Origin of the sequence: Bacteroides sp. MSSM.1001136sp1_RTP21357st2_D2_RTP21359_211015 (genome assembly GCF_040913205.1) — a bacterium.
GTDB lineage: Bacteria > Bacteroidota > Bacteroidia > Bacteroidales > Bacteroidaceae > Bacteroides > Bacteroides ovatus.
The window spans coordinates 103607-126767 of the sequence record NZ_JBDFVF010000021.1 but is presented as its reverse complement, the minus strand read 5'-3'; the positions used below and the strand labels follow the sequence as shown (position 1 = coordinate 126767).

At 42.5% G+C, this 23161-nt stretch carries 19 protein-coding genes and 1 tRNA gene; 15 read left to right on the top strand and 5 right to left on the bottom strand.

Annotated features, from left to right (window positions below; translation table 11 throughout):
- Positions 1–144: 144 nt before the first annotated feature.
- Positions 145–741 carry a hypothetical protein gene (locus tag AB5217_RS14760; protein ID WP_032844231.1) on the bottom strand — a complete coding sequence of 199 codons (597 nt, stop codon included), beginning with the start codon at positions 739–741 and terminating at the stop codon, positions 145–147.
- 391 nt (positions 742–1132) lie between these two features.
- Here AB5217_RS14760 and AB5217_RS14755 point away from each other — a divergent pair, with 391 nt between their 5' ends.
- Genes AB5217_RS14755 through AB5217_RS14740 form a run of 4 tightly spaced genes read left to right on the top strand, consistent with a single transcriptional unit; the run spans position 1133 to position 6179 of the window.
- Positions 1133–2464 (top strand): TolC family protein, encoded by a 1332-nt coding sequence (locus AB5217_RS14755; protein ID WP_032844232.1) that lies wholly within the window; start codon positions 1133–1135, stop codon positions 2462–2464.
- A gap of 22 nt (positions 2465–2486) precedes the next feature.
- Positions 2487–3578 carry an HlyD family secretion protein gene (locus AB5217_RS14750; RefSeq protein WP_004302397.1) on the top strand — a complete coding sequence of 364 codons (1092 nt, stop codon included), beginning with the start codon at positions 2487–2489 and terminating at the stop codon, positions 3576–3578.
- Between the two features lie 49 nt (positions 3579–3627).
- Complete coding sequence (locus AB5217_RS14745; protein WP_004302396.1) at positions 3628–5265, top strand: hypothetical protein; 1638 nt, start codon at positions 3628–3630, stop codon at positions 5263–5265.
- A 38-nt stretch (positions 5266–5303) separates the two neighbouring features.
- On the top strand, positions 5304–6179 hold the full coding sequence (locus AB5217_RS14740; RefSeq protein WP_032844236.1) for a helix-turn-helix domain-containing protein: 876 nt from the start codon (positions 5304–5306) through the stop codon (positions 6177–6179).
- A gap of 4 nt (positions 6180–6183) precedes the next feature.
- On the opposite strand, the gene upp is transcribed toward AB5217_RS14740, so the two are convergent.
- Complete coding sequence (upp, locus tag AB5217_RS14735) at positions 6184–6837, bottom strand: uracil phosphoribosyltransferase (protein ID WP_004310703.1); 654 nt, start codon at positions 6835–6837, stop codon at positions 6184–6186.
- Between the two features lie 280 nt (positions 6838–7117).
- Here upp and pckA point away from each other — a divergent pair, with 280 nt between their 5' ends.
- The 5 genes from pckA to AB5217_RS14710 all read left to right on the top strand — a co-directional run bounded on the left by pckA (position 7118) and on the right by AB5217_RS14710 (position 13902).
- On the top strand, positions 7118–8725 hold the full coding sequence (gene pckA / locus AB5217_RS14730) for a phosphoenolpyruvate carboxykinase (ATP) (RefSeq protein ID WP_004323800.1): 1608 nt from the start codon (positions 7118–7120) through the stop codon (positions 8723–8725).
- A 149-nt stretch (positions 8726–8874) separates the two neighbouring features.
- Positions 8875–10185 carry a MutS-related protein gene (locus tag AB5217_RS14725; RefSeq protein ID WP_004310702.1) on the top strand — a complete coding sequence of 437 codons (1311 nt, stop codon included), beginning with the start codon at positions 8875–8877 and terminating at the stop codon, positions 10183–10185.
- A 117-nt stretch (positions 10186–10302) separates the two neighbouring features.
- Positions 10303–12792, top strand: coding sequence for a glycosyl hydrolase family 95 catalytic domain-containing protein (locus AB5217_RS14720; RefSeq protein ID WP_008776967.1), 2490 nt, complete (start codon positions 10303–10305; stop codon positions 12790–12792).
- Between the two features lie 31 nt (positions 12793–12823).
- Positions 12824–13381: a chromate transporter gene (locus AB5217_RS14715; protein ID WP_004296411.1), complete on the top strand. Its 558-nt coding sequence runs from the start codon at positions 12824–12826 to the stop codon at positions 13379–13381.
- Positions 13378–13902, top strand: a complete 525-nt coding sequence (locus tag AB5217_RS14710) for a chromate transporter (RefSeq protein WP_368112745.1) — start codon at positions 13378–13380, stop codon at positions 13900–13902. Before AB5217_RS14715 ends, AB5217_RS14710 begins: the two co-directional genes overlap by 4 nt.
- An 89-nt stretch (positions 13903–13991) precedes the next feature.
- Here the strand turns inward: AB5217_RS14710 and typA are convergent, their stop codons facing one another.
- Positions 13992–15791 (bottom strand): translational GTPase TypA, encoded by a 1800-nt coding sequence (typA, locus tag AB5217_RS14705; RefSeq protein WP_004302390.1) that lies wholly within the window; start codon positions 15789–15791, stop codon positions 13992–13994.
- A gap of 155 nt (positions 15792–15946) precedes the next feature.
- Between typA and rpsO the strand changes: the two genes are divergently transcribed.
- The 3 genes from rpsO to AB5217_RS14690 all read left to right on the top strand — a co-directional run bounded on the left by rpsO (position 15947) and on the right by AB5217_RS14690 (position 18663).
- Positions 15947–16216, top strand: coding sequence for a 30S ribosomal protein S15 (gene rpsO / locus AB5217_RS14700; protein WP_004296393.1), 270 nt, complete (start codon positions 15947–15949; stop codon positions 16214–16216).
- A gap of 186 nt (positions 16217–16402) precedes the next feature.
- Positions 16403–16978, top strand: a complete 576-nt coding sequence (locus AB5217_RS14695) for a helix-turn-helix domain-containing protein (RefSeq protein ID WP_004296396.1) — start codon at positions 16403–16405, stop codon at positions 16976–16978.
- Positions 16979–17013: 35 nt separating this feature from the next.
- The gene (locus tag AB5217_RS14690; protein ID WP_004296397.1) at positions 17014–18663 is read left to right on the top strand and encodes an AMP-binding protein; all 1650 of its coding nucleotides are present in this window, start codon (positions 17014–17016) and stop codon (positions 18661–18663) included.
- Between the two features lie 154 nt (positions 18664–18817).
- Here AB5217_RS14690 and AB5217_RS14685 read toward each other — a convergent pair whose 3' ends face one another.
- Complete coding sequence (locus AB5217_RS14685; RefSeq protein ID WP_004296398.1) at positions 18818–19900, bottom strand: mannose-1-phosphate guanylyltransferase; 1083 nt, start codon at positions 19898–19900, stop codon at positions 18818–18820.
- 164 nt (positions 19901–20064) lie between these two features.
- Between AB5217_RS14685 and AB5217_RS14680 the strand changes: the two genes are divergently transcribed.
- The 3 genes from AB5217_RS14680 (at position 20065) to AB5217_RS14670 (ending at position 21691) form a co-directional block, all read left to right on the top strand.
- Positions 20065–20148, top strand: a tRNA-Leu gene (locus tag AB5217_RS14680).
- A 177-nt stretch (positions 20149–20325) separates the two neighbouring features.
- Positions 20326–20676 (top strand): transposase family protein, encoded by a 351-nt coding sequence (locus AB5217_RS14675; RefSeq protein ID WP_368112746.1) that lies wholly within the window; start codon positions 20326–20328, stop codon positions 20674–20676.
- Entirely contained in the window at positions 20672–21691 is a 1020-nt protein-coding gene (locus tag AB5217_RS14670) for a transposase (protein ID WP_368112762.1), read from the top strand. The genes AB5217_RS14675 and AB5217_RS14670 overlap by 5 nt, the downstream gene beginning before the upstream one ends.
- A 203-nt stretch (positions 21692–21894) precedes the next feature.
- On the opposite strand, the gene AB5217_RS14665 is transcribed toward AB5217_RS14670, so the two are convergent.
- Complete coding sequence (locus AB5217_RS14665) at positions 21895–23109, bottom strand: glycosyl hydrolase family 8 (protein ID WP_368112747.1); 1215 nt, start codon at positions 23107–23109, stop codon at positions 21895–21897.
- Positions 23110–23161 lie beyond the last annotated feature (52 nt).

Below are 23161 nucleotides of genomic sequence, written 5' to 3'. Positions count from 1 at the left end.
ATAACAAAGCCCGGGCTTGAGAAAGTCTGGGCTTTGCGCATAAAAAAAGGCTGTGTCAGCGTTTTGACACAACCTCTACTTTACATTCACTAAAAAATTATGAAAAACAAACGCTGTTCATAGAAACATATTAAGTGTGATGTTTTAGAGATTTTTTTGTTCAAAGTCCGGACCCTTGTCAGGATGATTATCTTTGTGCATTTTTCTTTGAGAAGCTTTTTTACGTGCGGAATTTTGTTCGGCCTGCCATTTCTCATACTGTTCTTTTGTCAGAATCTTTTTTATTTTCTTTTCTTTGGTTTCTGCGGCTTTCTTTTGTGAGTCGGCAGAATTGGTATCTCTGCTCATCATCGGACCACCTCCCATTCTGCCCGGGAAACCATCTTCTCCCATCATTGGCGGTTGTCCTCCACCCATTGGCGGACGTCCTCCCCGCATACCGGGACCTTCTCCCATTGGTGGGCGATAGTCATCCGAATTTTGCATAGCCTTGAAAAATGCTTTTTGCTCTTTCAGGTTCAGCTTATATATTTTCTTATATTGTTTATCTGTCAGTTGGAGCAACTTATTCATTTGCTCTGTCATCTGGGTTGCTACCTTCTCTGGATTCAGAACTTCGCGTGGAAGATGCTTTTCTTGTTGCTGCCTTTCTTGCGGCTCATTGGCTTCTTGTGCATCTATAAAACCTGCACAGCATGTTAAGCTGACTGCCAATCCTATCAATTTCATGTTTTTTCTCATTTCTCTTACTGCTTTTATTTGTTTTAATATCTCAAAGCTAAGTAGATACTGGAGCAGATAAAAATAAAATCGACTAAGGGTGGAGATTTGTCTATCAAATGCCTGACTTTTCTTCGTCCGATGGGTTTATGCTATTATGCTTTGGGGTGGAGGAAGGTTCCCCGCCTTGAAACTACAACAGTAACCTATTACCATTCTGAAAATACGATGAATAAAGGGTTTGATAATATAGGTGATAGGTTGAAAGAGGATTCTTGTTTTTATCTATGAGAGTGACTGTCCATTCATTTACCCATTGAAAAAGGAAAATATGAATATAAACAAATAGTTTGTGGATAGTCTCATTATGCTATAAGCTGCTAAATTTGTAGCCAATAATAGAGCATATATTATGAAAAGACTACTATTCATTTTTTCCTTTTTTTTCTTGTTCGTGTTAAACGGAAAAACACAGGAGGTAGAGATTCTGACATTAGAGGATTGCCTCCGCATTGGTATTGACAATAACTTGTCGCTAGAAGGAAAACGTAAAGAAATACAAAGAAGTAAGTATGGCGTATCTGAAAACCGTTCGAAGCTGTTGCCGCAAATAAATGCGATAGCCGGTTATAGTAACAATTTTGATCCTCCGGTGTCCGTCACAGACGGATCATCTTACGGTGTTCCTTATAATATAACGCAGACGCTGCAACATTCTGCTAATGCAGGACTGGAAATGCAGATGCCGCTTTTCAATCAGACTCTTTATACTTCTATGTCCATAGCTAAAGTGATGGAAGAAATCAGTCGTCTGTCTTATGGAAAAGCCAGGGAAGATGTTATTCTTCAAATCAGTAAGATGTATTATCTCGGACAGGTCACGGCCGAACAAATCATGCTGATAAAAGCAAATATCACCCGTCTGGAAGAATTGAGAGATATTACACAGGCTTTCTTCGATAACGGAATGTCTATGGAAGTCGATCTGAAAAGAGTCAATATCAATTTGGAAAATCTGAAGGTGCAATATGACAATGCACAAGCAATGATGAAACAGCAATTGAATATGCTGAAATACATTATGGATTATCCGGCTGAAAAGGAAATCGCGCTGATACCGGTAAATACCGATAGCATTACTACGGTAGCCCTGACCGGCTTGTCGGAAAATATCTATGAACTTCAACTCTCACAATCGCAAGTGCAACTGGCGGAACGGCAAAAGAAGATCATTACTAATGGATATATCCCTTCTCTTAGTCTGACAGGTAGCTGGCGATATGCTGCATATACGGATAAAGGTTATCATTGGTTCCACTCCGGTCCGTCCAATCAATGGTTTCGTTCCTATGGAGTGGGGCTAACCTTGCGTATTCCGATTTTCGACGGACTGGATAAAACCTATAAAATAAAGAAGGCGATGATCGATATAGAGAACAAAAGGCTGGCATGGGAAGATGCCCGGAAGAATCTGCAAACTCAATATCTGAATGCTGTGAACGACCTGATGAACAATCAGCGTAACTTTAAGAAACAGAAGGATAATTACTTGCTTGCCGAAGATGTGTACGCAGTCACTTCCGACCGTTACCGGGAAGGCATTGCTTCTATGACGGAAGTGCTGCAAGATGAAATGCAGATGAGCGAAGCTCAAAACAACTATATCAGCGCACATTATAACTATCGGGTGACTAACCTGATGTTGCTTAAACTAACCGGACAAATAGAATCATTAGTCAAATAATACGCAAATAACAATCATAAATATGGAAACAATGGAAAATAACCTTCCTTCCGCTACTCATCAGGAGAAAGCAAAAAAAATGAAGAAACTTCGTCGCTGGCAGATTGCTATCAGCCTTTTCGGAGTGGCTATTATTGTTTGGGGAGTGATTGAAGTGATCTGCCTTTTTTTGAATTATAGCCAGACGGAGACTAGTAACGATGCACAAATAGAACAATATGTGTCTCCTATCAATCTACGTGCTTCAGGTTACATTGACAAAATCTACTTTACAGAACATCAGGAGGTACATAAAGGAGATACTTTGCTGGTACTGGATGATCGTGAATATAAAATTCGCGTAATGGAGGCTGAAGCTGCCTTGAAAGATGCGCAAGCCGGTGCGACCGTCATCAATGCTACACTCAATACCACGCAGACAACAGCATCTGTTTACGATGCGTCTATTGCCGAGATTGAAGTACGGTTGGCGAAACTGGAAAAAGACCGGAAACGATATGAGAACCTCGTGAAACGAAATGCGGCTACTCCTATCCAACTTGAACAGATTGTCACTGATTATGAAGCTACGCGTAAGAAGCTGGAAGCTACGAAAAGGCAGAAAAAAGCAGCTCTTTCCGGTGTAGATGAAGTGTCCTACCGTCGCATGAATACCGAAGCGGCTATTCAAAGAGCAACAGCTGCGCTCGAAATGGCCCGGTTGAATCTTTCCTATACGGTTGTAATAGCTCCTTGTGACGGAAAACTCGGCCGTCGCTCATTAGAGGAAGGACAGTTTATTTCGGCAGGGCAGACCATCACCTATATTCTTCCTGATACCCAGAAATGGATCGTTGCCAATTATAAGGAGACACAAATCGAGAACCTGCATATCGGACAGGAAGTATTTGTCACAGTAGATGCCATTAGCGATAAAGAGTTTAAAGGCAAAGTCACCTCTATATCAGGAGCTACCGGTTCCAAATATTCATTAGTGCCGACCGATAACTCCGCAGGCAACTTTGTGAAGATCCAACAGCGCATCCCCGTACGCATCGACTTCACCGATTTATCGAAAGAAGACAACGAACGATTAGCAGCAGGCATGATGGTAGTAGTGAAAGCCAAACTCTAACCACCGTGTACCTATAATTCATAAATCATAATTCATAAATTAAAAATTAATGCCCTCTTATCCCAAAAATTATCCTTTCTATAGCTGGATGCCCAAACCGTTGGGTATTATCATTCTGTTATTTTTCTTTCTGCCGATTCTTACGGTAGGCGGGGTTTATTCGGTGAATAGCACCGAAATGATGAGCGGGCTTGGCATTATATCCGAGCATATCCAGTTTGCCAACTTTGTTACTTCTATTGGTATGGCAGCCTTTGCTCCTTTCCTATATCAGTTGGTGTGTGTGCGGCGGGAGAAGATGATGTGTATTGTCGGGTTTGCGTTCATGTATATATTCAGTTATATCTGTGCAAAGACAGACAGCGTTTTTCTGTTGGCGCTTTGTAGTCTTCTGACGGGTTTCTTGCGTATGGTACTGATGATGGTCAATCTGTTCACACTCATTTGGTATGCGGGTGGAATGGAAGCTACCCGCAATATTACTCCGGGGTTGGAGCCGAAAGATACTGCCGGTTGGAATAAATTGGACATTGAAAGATGTGTGAGTCAGCCGGCTGTTTATCTGTTTTTTATGATTCTGGGACAGTCGGGCACAGCATTGACGGCTTGGCTGTCCTTTGAATATGAGTGGAAATATGTGTATTACTTTATGATGGGGATTCTCCTGATCTCTATTTTGCTCTTGTTTATTACCATGCCGAATTATAAGTTTCCCGGAAGGTTTCCTATTAATTTCCGTAAGTTCGGCAATGTCACTGCATTTTGCATCTCGCTGACTTGTCTCACGTATGTGCTGGTTTATGGAAAAGTGCTCGACTGGTATGATGACGAATCTATCCGTTGGGCGACAGCTGTAAGTATTCTTTTTGCGGGAATTTTTCTATATATGGACGTAACGCGCCGGTCGCCTTATGTTTTGCTGGATGCGTTCAAACTGCGTACTATACGTATGGGAGCATTACTTTACTTATTATTGATGGTGATAAACTCCAGTGCTATGTTTGTCAATGTGTTTGCAGGAGTGGGGATGCATCTCGATAATCTGCAAAATGCTTCATTAGGTAATTGGTGTATGGTAGGTTATGCTATTGGCGCCGTGATTGCTATGGTGTTGGGAGGTAAAGGGTTACATTTTAAGTATCTGTTTGCGATGGGATTCTTCTTCCTGTCTTTATCAGCTGTTTTCATGTATTTCGAGGTACAGACAGCAGGAGTTTACGAGCGTCTGAAATATGCAGTTATCATCCGTGCCACAGGCATGATGATTCTGTATGCGCTGACGGCTGCTTATGCCAATCAACGTATGCCTTTTAAATATCTTTCCACCTGGATCTGTATTATGCTTACTGTGCGTATGGTTGTGGGACCGAGTATTGGCGGAGCAATTTATACAAATGTTTTGCAGGAGCGCCAACAACACTATATAACCCGTTATGCGCAAAATGTGGACCTGCTTAATCCGGATGCTTCCACTTCCTTCCTTGGTACGGTACAAGGTATGAAATATCAGGGAAAGAGTGAGACGGAAGCCCGTAACATGGCTGCTATATCTACCAAAGGGCGTATTCAGGTGCAGGCCACGCTCTCTGCACTCAAAGAGATGGCGGGATGGACAATTTATGGTGGGTTAATTTGTATGATATTTGTGCTCGTTGTTCCTTATCCTAAACGAAAATTGCTAACTTAGCGTCGTTTTTGATAATGATCTGTTAATATATTAGTATGATGGATAGCGGACAAGATCGTTTATTGCAGTTTGATCGCGATTTGTTAAGTGGGAAAAATATATGTAGCTCCGAAGGGATATTTGTAAATTTTCCACCCTCACTGAAGAAACCTTTCCAAATGAAAGGACTGGGGCTGGTTATTTGCCGCCAGGGTAATTTCCAGTTTTCGCTTAATCAGAAAAAGCATTTCGCTGAAGCGGGCGAAAGTTTGTTTATTCCCGAAGATGGCGAGTTTCAGGTTTTGCAAGAATCGGAAGACATGGAGGTGCAGATTTTGATCTATCAGATAGAACCTATCCGGGATATTATGGGGAATCTGGTTGTTTCCATGTATATGTATTCCCGCCTTACTCCCGAAGAACCTTCTTGTGTCTGGTCTACTGGTGAGGAAGAAGAAATAGTAAAGTATATGTCTTTATTGGACAATGTGTTGCAGTCGGAGGAGAATTCATTTAAACTTTATGAGCAGAAATTACTTCTACTTGCATTGACGTACAGGATTTGTTCCATTTATAACCGCAAACTCGTTAATGACGGGCGGGAAGTGGGAGGACGCAAAAACGAAGTCTTTATTCATTTGATCCAGTTGATCGAAAAATATTATATGCAGGAACGCGGCGTTGAGTTTTATGCGGATAAATTGTGTTTGTCTCCTAAATATCTTTCTGCCGTTTCTAAGAGTATTTGCGGATATACCGTGCAGGAACTTGTATTCAAAGCGATCATTCGTAAGAGTATTTCGTTACTTAAAAATACGCAGAAGGATATTCAGGAGATTTCAAATGCCTTCGGCTTCCCCAATGCCTCTTATTTCGGTACGTTCTTTAAGAAACAGGTTGGGGTTTCACCGCAGCAATATCGGAAGAATCTTTAAGCGTTTATTCTTTTTCACCATAGGCAAGGTCGCCTGCGTCACCCAATCCCGGAACAATATAAGAATGTTCATTGATTTCCGGATCAATGGCAGCGCACCAAATGGTTGTCTTGTCTTCAGGAAATACATTCTTTATATGGTCAATGGCCTTTTGGCTGGCAATAATGGAAGCAACGTGAATTTCAGCGGGATGACCTTTCGTCAACATTGCCTGGTAACTTAGTTCCATACTGCCTCCTGTTGCTAACATAGGGTCGGTGATAATCAGCGTTTTGTCATCAATGCGGGGAGAAGCGATATATTCTATGTGTATATCGAATTTTAGCGTATCTTTATATTTGCGGTAAGCGGAAACAAACGCATTTTCCGCTCCGTCAAAATAACTAAGGAAACCTTGATGGAAAGGCAGACCAGCACGCAGGATCGTACTGATTACTAAATTGTTGTCCGGCGTACTGACCGGAGCGATTCCCAGTGGTGTCTGGATGTTCTTTACCGAGTATTTAAACTCTTTACTCATTTCATAAGCCATGATTTCTCCGATCCGTTCTATGTTACGGCGGAAACGCAGGCGGTCATTCTGAACTTCTACATTTCTAATTTCGGATATGTACTGGTTTAGAATCGAATTAGTTTGGCCAAAATCAATTACTTTCATATTATATTTTAATCAGATTTTAATCTCATTTTCACAGCATTGCTAGCATACTGACTTGCAAAGTAAACGATAATCTTTCAAATTGCAATATTCAGTTTGCAGATATTGTTAGGAATTTATAAAAGAGTTTCAATTAGGGAAAAATTTCTCTAATACCTTCTTCCTTTCCAAAGAAAGTATTACTTTTGTAGCCGGATTTACAAGGGGCTATCCAAAGCTCCCCATGTTAAGGTGAAAAGAGATAGAAAACAAAATACCAATTTTAATTAATTCAAAGAAAATGGCAAATTTAGATTTAAGCAAGTACGGCATCACAGGTGTGACCGAGATTTTGCACAATCCGTCTTATGATGTTTTGTTCGCTGAAGAAACAAAACCGAGTCTGGAAGGCTTTGAAAAAGGTCAAGTAACTGAATTAGGCGCTGTGAACGTGATGACAGGTATCTATACCGGTCGTTCTCCTAAAGATAAATTCTTCGTTAAGAATGAAGCTTCTGCTGATTCTGTATGGTGGACTTCTGAAGATTACAAAAACGACAACAAACCATGTACTGAAGAAGCTTGGGCTGACTTGAAAGCTAAAGCTGTAAAACAACTTTCCGGCAAACGTTTGTTCGTTGTTGATACTTTCTGTGGTGCTAACGAAGCTACTCGTATGAAAGTACGTTTCATCATGGAAGTAGCTTGGCAGGCTCACTTCGTAACTAACATGTTCATCCGCCCGACTGCTGAAGAACTTGCTAACTACGGAGAACCTGATTTCGTATGTTTCAACGCTTCTAAAGCAAAAGTTGACAACTACAAAGAACTGGGCTTGAACTCTGAAACTGCTACAGTATTCAACCTGAAGACTAAAGAACAAGTAATTCTGAATACTTGGTACGGTGGTGAAATGAAGAAAGGTATGTTCTCTATCATGAACTACATGAACCCGCTTCGTGGTATCGCTTCTATGCACTGTTCTGCTAACACTGATATGGAAGGAACTAGCTCTGCTATCTTCTTCGGATTGTCTGGTACAGGTAAGACTACTTTGTCTACTGACCCGAAACGTAAATTGATCGGTGACGACGAACACGGATGGGATAACGAAGGTGTATTCAACTACGAAGGTGGTTGCTACGCTAAGGTTATCAACCTGGATAAAGAAAGTGAACCGGATATCTACAATGCTATCAAACGTGACGCTTTACTTGAAAACGTAACTGTTGACGCTAACGGTAAGATTGATTTCACTGACAAGAGCGTGACTGAAAACACTCGTGTTTCTTATCCTATCTATCACATCGAAAACATCGTTAAACCGGTTTCTAAAGGTCCTCACGCAAAACAAGTTATCTTCTTGTCTGCTGATGCATTCGGTGTATTGCCTCCAGTATCTATCCTGAACCCGGAACAGGCTCAATACTACTTCTTGTCCGGATTTACAGCTAAATTGGCTGGTACAGAACGTGGTATCACTGAACCGACTCCGACATTCTCTGCTTGCTTCGGTGCTGCTTTCTTGTCATTGCATCCGACTAAATATGCAGAAGAACTGGTTAAGAAGATGGAGATGACTGGTGCTAAAGCATACTTGGTTAACACTGGATGGAATGGTTCCGGCAAACGTATCTCTATCAAAGATACTCGTGGTATCATCGATGCTATCCTTGATGGTTCTATTGACAAAGCTCCTACTAAGGTTATTCCTTTCTTCGACTTTGTTGTTCCTACAGAACTTCCGGGTGTTGATCCGAAGATCCTTGACCCACGCGACACTTACGAATGTGCTTGCCAATGGGAAGAAAAAGCTAAAGATTTGGCTGGACGTTTCATCAAGAACTTCGCTAAATTTACTGGTAACGAAGCTGGTAAGGCTTTGGTTGCTGCTGGTCCGAAACTCTAATTGGAGAATCAGATATAATATGGAAGGCGGTTCGATTTCGAACCGCCTTTTTTGTTTATGCCTGTGCCTTTCTATGAGAATAAATGCTGTTTGTTTAAAACTTTTCCCTATATTTGCCAAAACAGGAGTACTAACCTTTAAAGGCGGTTATGGTATATCTAGCTACTGACAAACAGACCTATGCGGATCTAAGCATTACAGAGACTGCTAATAATGAGCAATTTCTTTTCTCTTTGTTTTCCAAAACAGAGACAAAAGAAGGAAAAGCGCTGATGTTGAACTGGATTATGTATCCGCTAAGTGATTTGGGGGAAATCCGTAAAAGACAGGAGGCTATTGTCTGGGATGCTTTGCCCGAACTTCTTTTGAATGAAGAAGAGCTGGATTTTATTGAGTATTACCTGGCTTATCGTGACCAGATACGGGAAGCTCATATTTTACTTTCATGTGCTACTGTTATCGACCGTCTGGTGCGATATGATTCGACCCGTTATGTGATCTGCAGAGGGGTGAAATTAGTGGTTCATCTCTTGCATTGTCTGAAGGAATGGGCGACAGAACTACCACAGGGCGCCCCGCAACTCATGAAAGAATCTGCTGCTATGATTGATAATATTCTCCATGGAAGTGAATTGGAGGAAGTATTGGAGCAGACCTCTGATGAGGAAAAACGACTATCTAACTTTGTCATAGACAAATTCGATTATCTGTTCCGGTGTACTCGGTTGTTATCTTTGAAGGAACTTCTGTCTGTTATATATCTACTTGATGTCTGCCGTACAGCTCACCGGGTGGCAAAAGAGAAGAACTTCTGTTGTATGCCGATAATGGTACCGACAATGGACTTCTCGGTGGAGGGAGTCGTTCATCCTTTTGTGAAAGATGCGCAGCCAAACAGTTGGCAGATGTCCCGGGGAAATATATGCATTTTTACAGGCTCTAATATGGCGGGAAAGTCAACAACTTTAAAGGCATTGACCTTGGCTGTCTGGTTGGCACATTGCGGTTTGCCTGTTCCTGTGAAATCAATGATTTGTCCTCTTTACGAGGGGATTTATACCTCTATTAATCTGCCGGATTCTTTGCGGGACGGACGAAGTCATTTTATGGCGGAAGTACTCCGTATTAAAGAAGTGATGCAAAAAGCTGTGACCGGAAAACGCTGTTTGGTGGTATTAGATGAGATGTTTCGCGGGACGAATGCTAAAGATGCGTTTGAAGCCTCCGTTGCCGTCAATGAATTACTGAAAAGCTTCTCTCATTGTCATTTCTTGATATCGACACATATTTTGGAATATGCGAAAGCCTTTGAAAAGGATTCTTCCTGTTGCTTTTATTATATGGAAGCAGAAATTATTGATGATGCGTTTGTCTGTCCTCATCGGTTGTTGTCAGGGATTTCAGAGGCCAGAGTCGGGTATTGGGTCGTGAAAAAAATACTGTCGGATGGTTTGATGTAATTTTACCTCATTATAGAGGTTGTTGAGATTCTGTTTTATTTTTATTAGATATATATTTTGACTACTTTTGTACAGACTATAAATAGGTTATTAATCTTAAATAACGACGCGACGACCATGAAGAATTTTTATTTCCTTCTTATTAGTTCCCTATTCCTTACCTCCGGGCTTTATGCGGGAGAAACAGATTATACTCAAGGACTTTCCATCTGGTTTGATACTCCGAATACTTTGCAGGGATATGCTGCCTGGTATGGCGGAAGACCGGATTTGTGGAAAGATGAAAATAAACCGGTAACAGCAGGAAGCGGACATAATCTGGATGCCAGTTGGGAGTCACAGTCATTGCCTATTGGTAACGGTAGCCTCGGCGCAAATATTATGGGATCGGTGGAAGCCGAACGTATCACTTTCAATGAAAAAACGCTTTGGCGCGGTGGTCCGAACACAGCGAAAGGTGCGGACTATTATTGGAATGTCAATAAACAATCGGCCCATCTTTTAGATGAAATACGCAAAGCATTTACAGAGGGAGATCAGAAAAAGGCTGAAATGCTAACGCGACAGAACTTCAATAGTGAAGTGTCGTATGAAGCTGACGGAGAAAATCCTTTCCGTTTCGGTAGCTTTACTACAATGGGAGAGTTTTATGTAGAAACCGGACTGAATATGATAGGAATGAGCGATTATAAGCGCATTCTTTCTTTGGATTCGGCTATGGCAGTCGTACAATTCAAAAAGGATCGTGTGGCTTATCAACGCAATTTTTTTATCTCTTACCCCGCCAATGTAATGGTGGTACGTTTCAGCGCGGATCAATCGGGGAAACAAAATCTGGTTTTCAGTTATGCGCCCAATCCCCTGTCTACCGGCAGCATGGTTTCTGATGGAAATAAAGGACTGGTTTACACAGCTTCTTTGGATAATAATGGAATGAAGTATGTTGTGCGCATCCAGGCAGAAACAAAAGGAGGAACACTGTCTAATGCAGATGGAAAGTTGACGGTAAAGGATGCAGACGAAGTTGTATTTTATATCACAGCGGACACTGACTATAAGATTAACTTTGATCCGGATTTCAAAGATCCGAAAACATATATAGGCGTTAATCCCGAAGAAACGACAAAGCAGTGGATGAATAATGCAGTGGCGCAGGGATATACAGCTTTATTCAATCAACATTATAATGATTATGCTACTCTGTTCAACCGGGTTCGGCTGAATCTGAACCCAGCGGTGAAAGGAGTGAATCTGCCTACTTCCCAACGTCTGAAAAATTATCGGAAAGGACAGCCGGATTATTATCTGGAAGAGTTGTATTATCAATTTGGACGTTATCTTCTGATTGCCAGTTCCCGTCCGGGCAATATGCCTGCTAATCTACAGGGGATTTGGCACAATAATGTCGATGGACCGTGGCGTGTGGATTATCATAATAACATCAATATCCAGATGAATTATTGGCCTGCTTGTTCTACCAACTTGAATGAGTGCGTGCTTCCGTTGATTGACTTTATCCGTACACTGGTGAAACCGGGGGAGAAGACTGCACAAGCTTATTTCGGAGCAAGAGGATGGACGGCATCTATCTCCGGCAATATTTTCGGCTTTACCACTCCGTTGGAAAGTCAGGATATGTCGTGGAACTTCAATCCGATGGCAGGTCCCTGGCTGGCTACTCATATATGGGAGTATTACGACTATACAAGAGACTTGAAATTTCTGAAAGAAACCGGCTATGAACTAATTAAGAGTAGTGCGGATTTTGCAGTCGATTACCTGTGGCATAAGCCGGATGGAACCTATACGGCTGCTCCGTCCACTTCGCCCGAGCATGGTCCTATCGATCAGGGAGCTACTTTTGTGCATGCCGTAGTGCGTGAAATTCTGATGGATGCGATTGAAGCAAGCAAAGTGTTGGGTGTAGATAAGAAAGAACGTAAGCAATGGGAGCATGTGCTTGCCAATCTCGTTCCCTATCAAATAGGTCGTTATGGTCAGTTGATGGAATGGTCGGTAGATATTGATGATCCGAAAGATGAGCATCGGCATGTGAATCATTTGTTCGGACTGCATCCGGGGCATACGGTTTCTCCGGTCACCACTCCTGAACTGGCGAAAGCCGCTAAAGTAGTACTGGTGCATCGTGGTGATGGTGCTACCGGTTGGAGTATGGGCTGGAAGTTGAATCAGTGGGCGCGTTTGCAGGATGGTAATCATGCTTATACTTTATTCGGCAATTTATTGAAGAACGGAACCATGGATAATTTGTGGGATACGCATCCGCCTTTCCAAATTGATGGGAACTTTGGTGGGACAGCGGGAATCACCGAAATGCTGCTCCAAAGTCACATGGGCTTTATTCAATTATTACCGGCTTTGCCGGATGCATGGAAAGACGGTTCTATCAGTGGTATCTGTGCAAAAGGAAATTTTGAGGTGGATGTGATCTGGGAGAATCATCAATTGAAAGAAGCTGTTGTACGCTCTAATGCAGGAGGCGACTGTGTCATAAAGTATGCGGATCAGACTATCTCCTTTAAAACTGTGAAAGGACGCAGTTATCAGATTGGATATGATGCAGCTAAAGGGCTCATTAAAAAATAAACACAAAATGTCGGAAAATTAGAAAGAAAGGATGGTACTGGAGTATTTAAAATTATTCGTGACATTTGCGAAGATTGGAATGTTTACTATTGGTGGCGGTTATGCCATGATTCCGTTGATTGAACGGGAGATTGTTAACAAGCAATGGATGAATAAAGAAGAATTTATGGAGATGTTTGCTTTGACGCAGTCGCTTCCGGGTGTGTTTGCAGTGAATATTTCTATTTTTGTAGGATATAAGTTGTATAAGGTGGGTGGTAGCCTGGTGTGTGCATTGGCTACGATTCTTCCCTCTTTCGTTATCATGATGCTGATAGCCATGTTTTTTGCACAGTTTCAGGATAATGAAGTGATGATTCGTATCTTTAATGGAATACGTCCTGCCGTGGTAGCATTGATTCTGTTTCCTTGCATTTCTGCTGTTAGAGCTTTGAAACTGAAGTATTTTCAGTTGGTTGCTCCTGCCATAGCTACCGTGTTGATCTGGCAGTTCGGCTTATCACCTATTTATATTGTGGTGGCCGGAATTATAGGGGGATTGGTATATACATTATGGTTGAAAGAAAAAATAGCGAATAAACAGGTATGATATATTGGCAATTACTTTGGGTGTATCTTAAAATAGGTATGTTCGGTTTTGGGGGTGGATATGCGATGCTTTCCCTGATTCAACATGAAATAGTGGATCTTCATCATTGGCTGACTCCCCAACAGTTTACGGATGTGGTGGCGATTTCGCAAATGACTCCGGGGCCGATTGGTATCAATAGTGCTACTTATGTAGGGTATGCGGTAACGCAAAGCGTGTGGGGAGCGGTGCTAGCTACGGTAGCGGTTTGTTTACCTTCTTTTATTCTGGTGTTGCTCATTTCTTATTTCTTTGCGAAGTGTAAGGATAACAAGTATATTAAGGCGGCTATGTCCGGACTGCTACCTATGTCGGTTGCTCTGATTGCTTCGGCTGCATTACTTATGATGAATAGAGAAAATTTTATGGACTATAAAAGTATCGGTATTTTTGCGGCAGCCTTTTTGGTTACATGGAAATGGAATCTTCACCCTATCCTGTTGATTTGTCTGGCGGGTGTGGTAGGATTGTTGTTGTATTAGTAATACGTGCCATACTGCAGAAAAAAATAAAATCCCGGTAAAACACAGCGTTTCACCGGGATTTCTATTATAATATAATGAAAGAATGGTTAGTTCTTGTTGGCACGTTTACGTTCGATTTCGTCCAAAATCACTTTACGCATACGCATTGCCTTTGGAGTAACTTCTACATATTCGTCTTCCTTAATATATTCCAGTGCTTCTTCAAGTGAGAACTGGATAGGCGGAATCAGACGTACTTTGTCATCCGAACCGGAAGCACGCATATTCGTCAGCTTCTTCGATTTGGTTACGTTGATAACCAAGTCGTTGTCGTGAGAGTGCTCGCCTACTACCTGTCCTGCATATACTTCGTCCTGCGGGAAAATAAAGAACTTACCGCGATCCTGTAATTTGTCGATGGCGTAAGCAAAAGCTGTTCCGCTTTCCATAGCAATCATAGAACCATTGGTACGACGTTCAATTTCTCCTTTGTGCGGCTGATATTCTTTGAAACGGTGTGCCATAATGGCTTCACCGGCAGAGGCCGTCAGTACATTGGTACGCAGACCGATGATACCGCGTGAAGGCATATTGAATTCAAGATTGATGCGTTCGCCTGTATTTTCCATCTTTACCATTTCACCTTTACGGCGGGTAACCATATCAATAATCTTGCTGGAATATTCTTCCGGTACGTTGATGGTCAACTCTTCAATCGGTTCGCATTTCACACCGTCGATTTCTCTGAAGATAACCTGTGGCTGACCTACCTGCAATTCATATCCCTCGCGGCGCATTGTTTCAATCAATACAGAAAGGTGGAGTACACCACGGCCGGAAACAATCCATTTACCGTCTTCTTCACTCTTTCTTACGCGGAGGGCCAGGTTCTTGTCGAGTTCCTTCATCAGACGGTCGTGGATGTGACGTGAAGTCACAAACTTACCATCCTTACCGAAGAAAGGAGAATCGTTGATAGCAAACAGCATACTCATGGTCGGTTCGTCGATTGCGATTGGCGGCAATGCTTCCGGATTCTCGAAATCACAAACAGTATCTCCAATTTCGAAACCGTCGATACCTACCAGTGCGCAGATGTCACCGGAAGAAACTTCGTTTGTTTTCACGCGGCCTAAACCTTCGAAAACATGGAGCTCTTTGATTTTGCTCTTGAGCATATCACCGTTACGTTTCGCAAGCGTTATATTCATACCTTCTTTTAATGTACCGCGATGTACGCGGCCTACAGCGATACGACCGGTATAAGAAGAATAATCCAGAGAAGTAATCAACATCTGGGGAGTACCTTCCAATTGTTTGGGTGCCGGAATATTTTCGATGATACAATCCAGTAGCGGAGTAATACTGTCAGTCTGTTGCTTCCAGTCGGTGCTCATCCAGTTGTTCTTGGCGGAACCGTAGATTACGGGGAAGTCCAGTTGGTCCTCCGTTGCATTCAGGCTGAACATCAAATCGAAAACCATTTCGTAAACTTCTTCCGGACGGCAGTTAGGTTTATCTACCTTATTAACTACCACGATAGGTTTCAAACCGATTTCCAGTGCCTTTTGCAGTACGAAACGAGTCTGGGGCATCGGACCTTCAAAGGCGTCTACCAACAGAATACAACCGTCGGCCATATTCAATACACGTTCTACCTCACCACCGAAGTCGCTGTGTCCCGGAGTATCAATAATATTAATCTTTGTACCGTTGTAATTGATGGATACATTTTTGGAGAGAATCGTTATACCACGTTCACGTTCCAAATCGTTGTTATCCAGGATAAGTTCACCACTATTTTGGTTGCTGCGGAATAAATTTCCGGCCAATAGCATCTTGTCAACCAGCGTTGTTTTCCCATGGTCAACATGGGCAATGATTGCAATGTTTCGAATATTTTGCATATAATACCTATTATTTGGCTGCAAAGGTACGAAAATAGGATTAGAAATATGCGCAATGATAGCAATTTTTTCTTGTAAATCGTTGTGTGATATAAAGATAATGCCTATCTTTGCACGCTCAAAAGAATAATTTATCAATTAAAATTCTAAGAATTATGTATTTAGACGCTGCTAAAAAGCAAGAAATCTTCGGAAAGTACGGAAAGTCTAACACTGACACCGGCTCAGCTGAGGCCCAAGTGGCATTGTTTTCCTACCGTATTTCTCACCTGACTGAGCACATGAAGCTCAACAGAAAAGATTATAGTACTGAAAGAGCGTTAACAATGTTGGTAGGTAAGCGTCGTCGCTTACTTGATTACCTGAAAGCAAGAGATATCGAAAGATATCGTGCTATTGTTAAAGAGCTCGGTTTGCGTAAGTAATCTACTTGTCGCGAAAAGATTTAAAGCCGTTCCTCATTTATAGAGGAGCGGCTTTTTTTAGTTTCTTCTTTTTCTTCCTGATAGTCGTATTTTCTTCGGTTATAATTGTGTTCATCTAAAGATTTTGTTATTTTTGCAGCTTAATTATTATAATTTATCACCTTTGATAACTAAAATGCTTTCAAAATGGATACAAGTAAGATTGTTGGCGAAAAAATTAAAGCCCTCCGCGAAGATAAATCAATAAGCATAGAAGAGTTGGCACAACGTTCGGGTTTGGCTATCGAACAGGTTGAACGTATTGAGAATAACATTGATATACCTTCTCTTGCACCGCTAATTAAAATTGCGCGTGTATTGGGAGTACGTCTGGGGACTTTCCTTGACGATCAGGATGAAGTAGGACCGGTGGTTTGTCGTAAGAAAGAAGCCAAAGATGCGATTAGTTTCTCCAATAACGCGATTCATTCTCGCAAACACATGGAATATCACTCGTTGTCCAAGTCAAAGGCGGATCGTCACATGGAGCCGTTTATTATTGATGTGATGCCAACGGAAGATACCGACTTCGTGCTTTCTTCTCATGAAGGGGAAGAATTTATCATGGTTATGGAAGGTATCATGGAAATCAGCTACGGCAAGAATACCTATTTGCTGGAAGAGGGTGATAGCATTTATTATGATTCCATTGTTCCTCATCATGTACATGCTTACGAGGGGCAGGCTGCAAAAATCCTGGCAGTAGTTTACACGCCAATTTAATGAAATAATAGGAACCAAGACTTAAGTATAATTACATGCAATTATTTGATCGTACTTTGGGGCAGTGGCTCGAGCACTGGGCTGAAGAGACTCCCGATAAGGAATATATCGTTTATTCCGACCGCAATCTCCGTTTTACCTGGAGTCAGTTGAACCGTCGTGTGGATGATATGGCGAAAGGGCTTATCGCCATTGGGGTGGAACGTGGTACCCATGTGGGTATCTGGGCGGCTAATGTTCCCGATTGGTTGACATTGTTGTATGCTTGTGCGAAGATCGGTGCGGTATATGTTACTGTAAATACGAACTATAAACAATCGGAGTTGGAGTATCTTTGCCAGAACTCGGATATGCATACGCTTTGTATCGTGAATGGCGAGAAGGACAGTGACTTTGTGCAGATGACCTATACAATGCTTCCCGAATTGAAAACCTGTGAACGCGGACATTTGAAGAGTGAACGTTTTCCGTACATGAGAAATGTAGTGTATGTAGGACAGGAGAAACATCGTGGTATGTATAATACAGCGGAGATTCTGTTATTGGGAAATAATGTGGAAGATGACTGTTTGAGCGAACTCAAAAGCAAGGTGGATTGTCACGATGTGGTGAATATGCAATATACATCGGGAACTACCGGTTTTCCGAAGGGAGTAATGCTGACACATTATAATATTGCCAATAATGGATTTCTGACTGGTGAACACATGAAGTTCACGGCGGATGATAAACTTTGCTGCTGTGTTCCGTTATTCCATTGTTTCGGAGTGGTATTGGCCACCATGAACTGTCTGACTCATGGTTGTACGCAAGTAATGGTGGAACGTTTCGATCCGCTGATTGTATTGGCTTCCATTCATAAAGAACGTTGCACGGCTCTTTATGGCGTACCGACTATGTTTATTGCCGAGTTGCATCATCCGATGTTTGATCTCTTTGATATGTCTTGTCTTCGTACAGGTATTATGGCAGGTTCTCTATGTCCTGTTGAACTGATGAAGCAAGTGGAGGAGAAAATGTATATGAAGGTGACCAGTGTGTATGGACTGACAGAGACTGCACCGGGTATGACAGCTTCTCGTATTGATGATCCGTTTGATGTACGTTGTAATACGGTAGGACGTGATTTTGAATTTACGGAAGTAAAAGTGATCGACCCGGAAACTGGTGAAGAATGTCCGGTTGGCGTACAAGGTGAGATGTGCAACCGTGGATATAACACCATGAAAGGATATTATAAAAATCCGGAAGCAACAGCAGAAGTGCTTGATGAAAACAATTTCTTGCATTCCGGTGATTTAGGTATCAAGGATGAAGATGGAAATTACCGGATTACCGGACGTATCAAAGATATGATAATCCGGGGTGGCGAGAATATTTATCCGCGCGAAATAGAGGAGTTTCTTTATAAACTTGATGGAGTGAAAGATGTTCAGGTGGCAGGTATTCCTTCTAAGAAATACGGTGAGGCGGTCGGAGCATTTATTATCTTGCAGGAAGGTGTGAAAATGCAGGAAGCTGATGTTCGTGATTTTTGTAGAAATAAGATATCCCGTTATAAGATTCCGAAATATATCTTCTTTGTGAATGAATTCCCGATGACAGGTAGTGGAAAGATTCAGAAGTTCAGATTGAAGGATCTGGGATTACAGCTTTGTAAAGAGCAGGGAATAGAAATTATCTAAGGCCTGTGATTGTTTAAGGACACACAAAGTTTTTCGATATAATAAACGATGAACGGTGAACGAACTGCATGATTGTTTGCAGAGAGTTCACCGTTCATTATTTATATTATTGTCTTATCCGGCTTTTGTTGTAGCAGCTAAGTATTATACGCTGCTAAATGAAATCGTCACCCAGTTGCATTTGGGCATCATTCACATATTTACGGATGGCATGTTCTTCATCTTTGCGGCAGATTAAAAGAACATTGTCGGATTCTGCTATTAGAAATCCTTCCAATCCATCAATTACGGCCAGTTTTCCTTTGGGAAGTACTACCATATTATCTTTACTATTATAAATAAGCGAATGGCATTTCAGAGTAACATTGCCTTCCGGGTCTCTTTCCGATAAGTCATAAAGTGATCCCCAGGTTCCAAGGTCAGACCAGCCAAAATCTCCTAACGATACATACACGTTATCCGCTTTTTCCATAATACCGAAGTCGATGGATACATTAGGACATGCGGGGAAATTTTCTTCAATAAATGCTTTTTCCTTATCGGTGGCATAAATATCTTTTCCCGGTGCCAGTTTGGAAGCTAATTCAGGCAACAAGTCTTCACTTGCTTTGATGATTGTATTTACATTCCACATAAACAGGCCGGAATTCCAGTAAAATTCTCCGCTTTCTACGAATACTTTAGCTAATTCTAATTCAGGTTTTTCAGTGAATGTTTTTACTTTATAGAAGTTTCCTCCTGCGGGTTCATCTATTTGTATATATCCATATCCTGTTTCCGGACGATTGGGTTTAATACCTAATGTTAGTAGTTTTTCAGAGCGTGAAACAAAATCAAGTCCTTTTTCGATAGCGGCAAGAAACTCATCCTCTTTTAAAATTAAATGGTCTGAAGGTGCAACTACGATATTGGCGTTTGGATTCAGTGCCCGGATGTGGTAAGAAGCCCATGCTATACATGGAGCAGTGTTTCGTCTTGCAGGTTCCAGCAGAATTTGGTTTTCGCTCACTTCAGGTAATTGTTCCTTCACTAAGTCTGCATACATTGCATTGGTAACGATGAAAATGTTTTCTGTTGGAATAACCTTTTGGAACCGGTCAAAAGTTTGCTGTAAAAGTGAACGCCCCGTTCCGAAGAAATCTAAGAATTGTTTGGGCAATGTTTTGCGGCTAAACGGCCAGAAGCGGCTTCCAATGCCGCCACCCATAATCACGCAATAATTATCCTGGTTTGTCATGATAGTGACTCTATTTTAAAGTTTCTGCTAATGTACGGTTTATTCTCTGAATAGAGAAGTGTTTAAGATATGTTTTATTATTTTTTTCTCCTTTTTTTTGCCAAACTATTGTGGATTCAAAATAATGTCGTATCTTTGCACCGCAATTGAGAAATCAAGTATGCGCCCAGATGGCGGAATCGGTAGACGCGCTGGTCTCAAACACCAGTGGATTCACTTCCATCCCGGTTCGACCCCGGGTCTGGGTACAAACAAATTGGCTAAGTAGTTGAAAACCAACGCTTAGCCAATTTTATTCTATCCCCATTGTTCCCAATTTGTTCCCGTACAGCCTTCTAATCAATATATTAAATGCTTTTGAATGGGTCAGCGGATTTTCCCGGTTGGCGAATGCCCCTCTCAACCATATTGTGTAACTTCGCATCATGAAACCGGAACAATTGTTACGCGCCATCCTTCCGGATGTGCTGATAGACAACTTCGATGTTGTAAAATTCGAGAAAACAGACAGCCGTTTTGATATCTGGCTTGACGAGAAGAAAGAGCAGATGCTTGAAGACAAGTATAATAAAGGCATAATATCCTATGGATTTGGAGATTACCATACGATACGGGATTTCCCGATAAGGGGCAGAGCGACGTATCTTCATGCACGCAAACATAAATGGCTCGACAAGGCCAGCGGCGAGCTCTTCAGCTACGACTGGGATGTTTCAGAATTTGACGGCACACGGCTCAACGCGGAGTTCGTGGCTTTTTTAAAAGCGGGAGATTGAGACCACACCGGTCAGCATCAGCGTCCTTGCCGGACGCTACGGACTTAACGGCCAGACACTACGCAAGCAGTACAAGGAGAAAATCAGCGGTTACCGTCAGTGGGATCAGCTTGACCATGCGGAGGAATACACCCTGTTCCCGGAAAATCTGGGAGAAAACCTTTCACTTGACGAGACGAGCCTCAGCAACGGGGATGTCTATACCATCCTGACCAACAAGGCAGCCAAAGGGCGCAAGGGAGCACTCGTTGCCATGGTGCGTGGTGTCGCCTCCGACACAGTCAGCGCGGTGTTGCGCCGTCTGCCGTATAAAGGGCGCATCGCCGTGAAGACAGTCACGACCGACATGTCCTCTGCCATGATGCTGACAGTCAGAAGTGTATTCCCCGGGGCGAAGCTGATCAACGACCGCTTCCATGTGCAGCAACTTATCTCGGAAGCCGTCGACCAACTGAGGATACGCTACCGCTGGGAGGTGCTTGATGCCGAGAACAAGGCCATCAGTGAACACAGACAGAAGAGGAAACAGGCAAAGACAAGGCTTGAAAAAGAGCTGATCGGGAAATGGGAGCCGGAAAGCATGGCCAACGGAGAGACGATGCCGCAGATTATGGCCCGGAGCAAGCATATCATACTGAAAAACAGAAGTAAATGGAACGAACAGCAGACCGCCCGTGCGGCAATCCTGTTTGAAAGATTTCCTCGTCTTCAACAGGCCTACGAGCTGAGCATGCGGCTTACAGATATATACAACAAGAAGATTACTCCGGATGCGGCCAGATTGCTGTTGGCAAGGTGGTACAACGACGTGGAAAGCTTTGACTCGCCTGAATTCAACTGCGTTCTGGAAACATTCATGAACCATAGCACTACCATTGTAAATTACTTCGAGGACCGGTTGACCAATGCCTCGGCAGAATCATTCAATGCTAAAATCAAGGCATTCCGAAGCCAGCTTCGAGGTGTATGCGATGTGCGATTCTTCATGTTCAGACTGGCTACACAATATGGTTGAGAGGAGCATTCGCCAACCGGGAAAATCCGCTGACCCTTTTGAATGCTATTAAATAAACCTGTTAAACTATATATGAGTCAACGGATTTTATAAAGCCCATAGGTACTGATTGACCTATGGGCAGCATAGTTTTTGAAGCATCTTCAGCTTATATTGTGAATTGCTTTTTGTTCATACAACAAGCTTTCATCGTCCGTTTTAGATTAGAAGTCCAGCGAGAAGTGTCCGGACACGTGCAGCATGGAAAGGAAATACACCAAACCTTCATAATAGCGAAATTTGCCTGTTGGAGGTTGTACGTCCCACAGGCGTTTAACGTATTCACGAGCTAGTTTGCGCTGTTCCGGCACATTTGAGTGGGCAAGGGTTATTGCGCCAACAGCATTAGCACCGGCCATGCCGCAAGAGTATTGTCCGAAAGCCCTTGAACCATCTAGAGAGAAATGGCCGTGCTTGAATCCATCTTTTTTGAAGAACGCAAGCAGATGGCCCATAACGGTCTCTTGGTTTCGCCTGTCCTTCCCACAAAGATAGTAATCCATGCCTACGTTCATTGGGCAGCGGATGGCATCGTACATATATAAGGATGTGTCATAAGTGGCATTAGGCCAGGCATAGGCTTTTCCGTCAAACTGGCTATAATCGGGATATAGACCAGTGATGGGGTTTGCTGATGCGATGAGATGCTGGCGGGCTGCTGTTGCAGCCTTTTTCCAGAACGGACGGTTGGCGGTCGCCGTGCGTGCCCATTTGTAAATGAAAGCGGGAAGCTGGTAGGAGGGGTCGGTAAAACCATGCCCCGTCCGAGTGGGAACAAAAGTAACCAACCTGCTGTCGCTGTCAAAAAGATTGTAAACTCCACTCTCTATGCCATTCTTATTCATGACTTTTGCCAATATTTTGTTGGCTTCGTCACTGTAATGGGGTTCGTCCCAACGTTCAGAAGCAAGGAATAAGGCAGTGACAAAATACAACTCACCGTCCGAAGCATTGCTCCCTCCAATCTTGGTGCCGTCTGACTTGCACTGCCAACAGAAATAGCCATCCCATGCGGAATCGGATGAAAAGGCCATGTATCGTTTCGCCCACTTCCAAAGTTTATCGAACTGTTCACGGTGATCCAACTGTACGCAAATCATCATGCCATACGACATTCCTTCGGTGCGCACGTCATTGTTTCCTGTATCCAAGATAAAGGCTGTGCCATCCGGGCCTTCATAGTAGACCGATTTTTCATCGCCTGCTTCATAGCAGCTTAAATCTGCCGGGGTGAAGAAATGTTCCCATATTTTCTCAATCCGTTCGTTAACTTCCTCCTCGCTCTTTCCCAATAATGAGACAAACAGGTTTTCGGCATGTGTTCCCAACGACATCGTAATAAAAAGCAACGCTGCCAAGACGATTTTCCACTTCATCATGAAAATTACTTGTTAATTTTACACCGCATTAAGGTCGCCATAAAATTGTGGA

Excerpts from the sequence above, each read along its gene's own strand:
- AB5217_RS14720 (WP_008776967.1), top strand. The coding sequence starts at position 10,303 with ATGAAGAATTTTTATTTCCTTCTTATTAGTTCCCTATTCCTTACCTCC.
- AB5217_RS14715 (WP_004296411.1), top strand. The coding sequence starts at position 12,824 with ATGGTACTGGAGTATTTAAAATTATTCGTGACATTTGCGAAGATTGGA.
- AB5217_RS14745 (WP_004302396.1), top strand. The coding sequence starts at position 3,628 with ATGCCCTCTTATCCCAAAAATTATCCTTTCTATAGCTGGATGCCCAAA.
- AB5217_RS14710 (WP_368112745.1), top strand. The coding sequence starts at position 13,378 with ATGATATATTGGCAATTACTTTGGGTGTATCTTAAAATAGGTATGTTC.
- pckA (WP_004323800.1), top strand. The coding sequence starts at position 7,118 with ATGGCAAATTTAGATTTAAGCAAGTACGGCATCACAGGTGTGACCGAG.
- typA (WP_004302390.1), bottom strand. The coding sequence starts at position 15,791 with ATGCAAAATATTCGAAACATTGCAATCATTGCCCATGTTGACCATGGG.
- AB5217_RS14725 (WP_004310702.1), top strand. The coding sequence starts at position 8,875 with ATGGTATATCTAGCTACTGACAAACAGACCTATGCGGATCTAAGCATT.
- AB5217_RS14685 (WP_004296398.1), bottom strand. The coding sequence starts at position 19,900 with ATGACAAACCAGGATAATTATTGCGTGATTATGGGTGGCGGCATTGGA.
- AB5217_RS14755 (WP_032844232.1), top strand. The coding sequence starts at position 1,133 with ATGAAAAGACTACTATTCATTTTTTCCTTTTTTTTCTTGTTCGTGTTA.
- AB5217_RS14760 (WP_032844231.1), bottom strand. The coding sequence starts at position 741 with ATGAGAAAAAACATGAAATTGATAGGATTGGCAGTCAGCTTAACATGC.
- rpsO (WP_004296393.1), top strand. The coding sequence starts at position 15,947 with ATGTATTTAGACGCTGCTAAAAAGCAAGAAATCTTCGGAAAGTACGGA.
- AB5217_RS14750 (WP_004302397.1), top strand. The coding sequence starts at position 2,487 with ATGGAAACAATGGAAAATAACCTTCCTTCCGCTACTCATCAGGAGAAA.
- AB5217_RS14665 (WP_368112747.1), bottom strand. The coding sequence starts at position 23,109 with ATGATGAAGTGGAAAATCGTCTTGGCAGCGTTGCTTTTTATTACGATG.
- AB5217_RS14695 (WP_004296396.1), top strand. The coding sequence starts at position 16,403 with ATGGATACAAGTAAGATTGTTGGCGAAAAAATTAAAGCCCTCCGCGAA.
- upp (WP_004310703.1), bottom strand. The coding sequence starts at position 6,837 with ATGAAAGTAATTGATTTTGGCCAAACTAATTCGATTCTAAACCAGTAC.
- AB5217_RS14690 (WP_004296397.1), top strand. The coding sequence starts at position 17,014 with ATGCAATTATTTGATCGTACTTTGGGGCAGTGGCTCGAGCACTGGGCT.
- AB5217_RS14675 (WP_368112746.1), top strand. The coding sequence starts at position 20,326 with ATGAAACCGGAACAATTGTTACGCGCCATCCTTCCGGATGTGCTGATA.
- AB5217_RS14740 (WP_032844236.1), top strand. The coding sequence starts at position 5,304 with ATGGATAGCGGACAAGATCGTTTATTGCAGTTTGATCGCGATTTGTTA.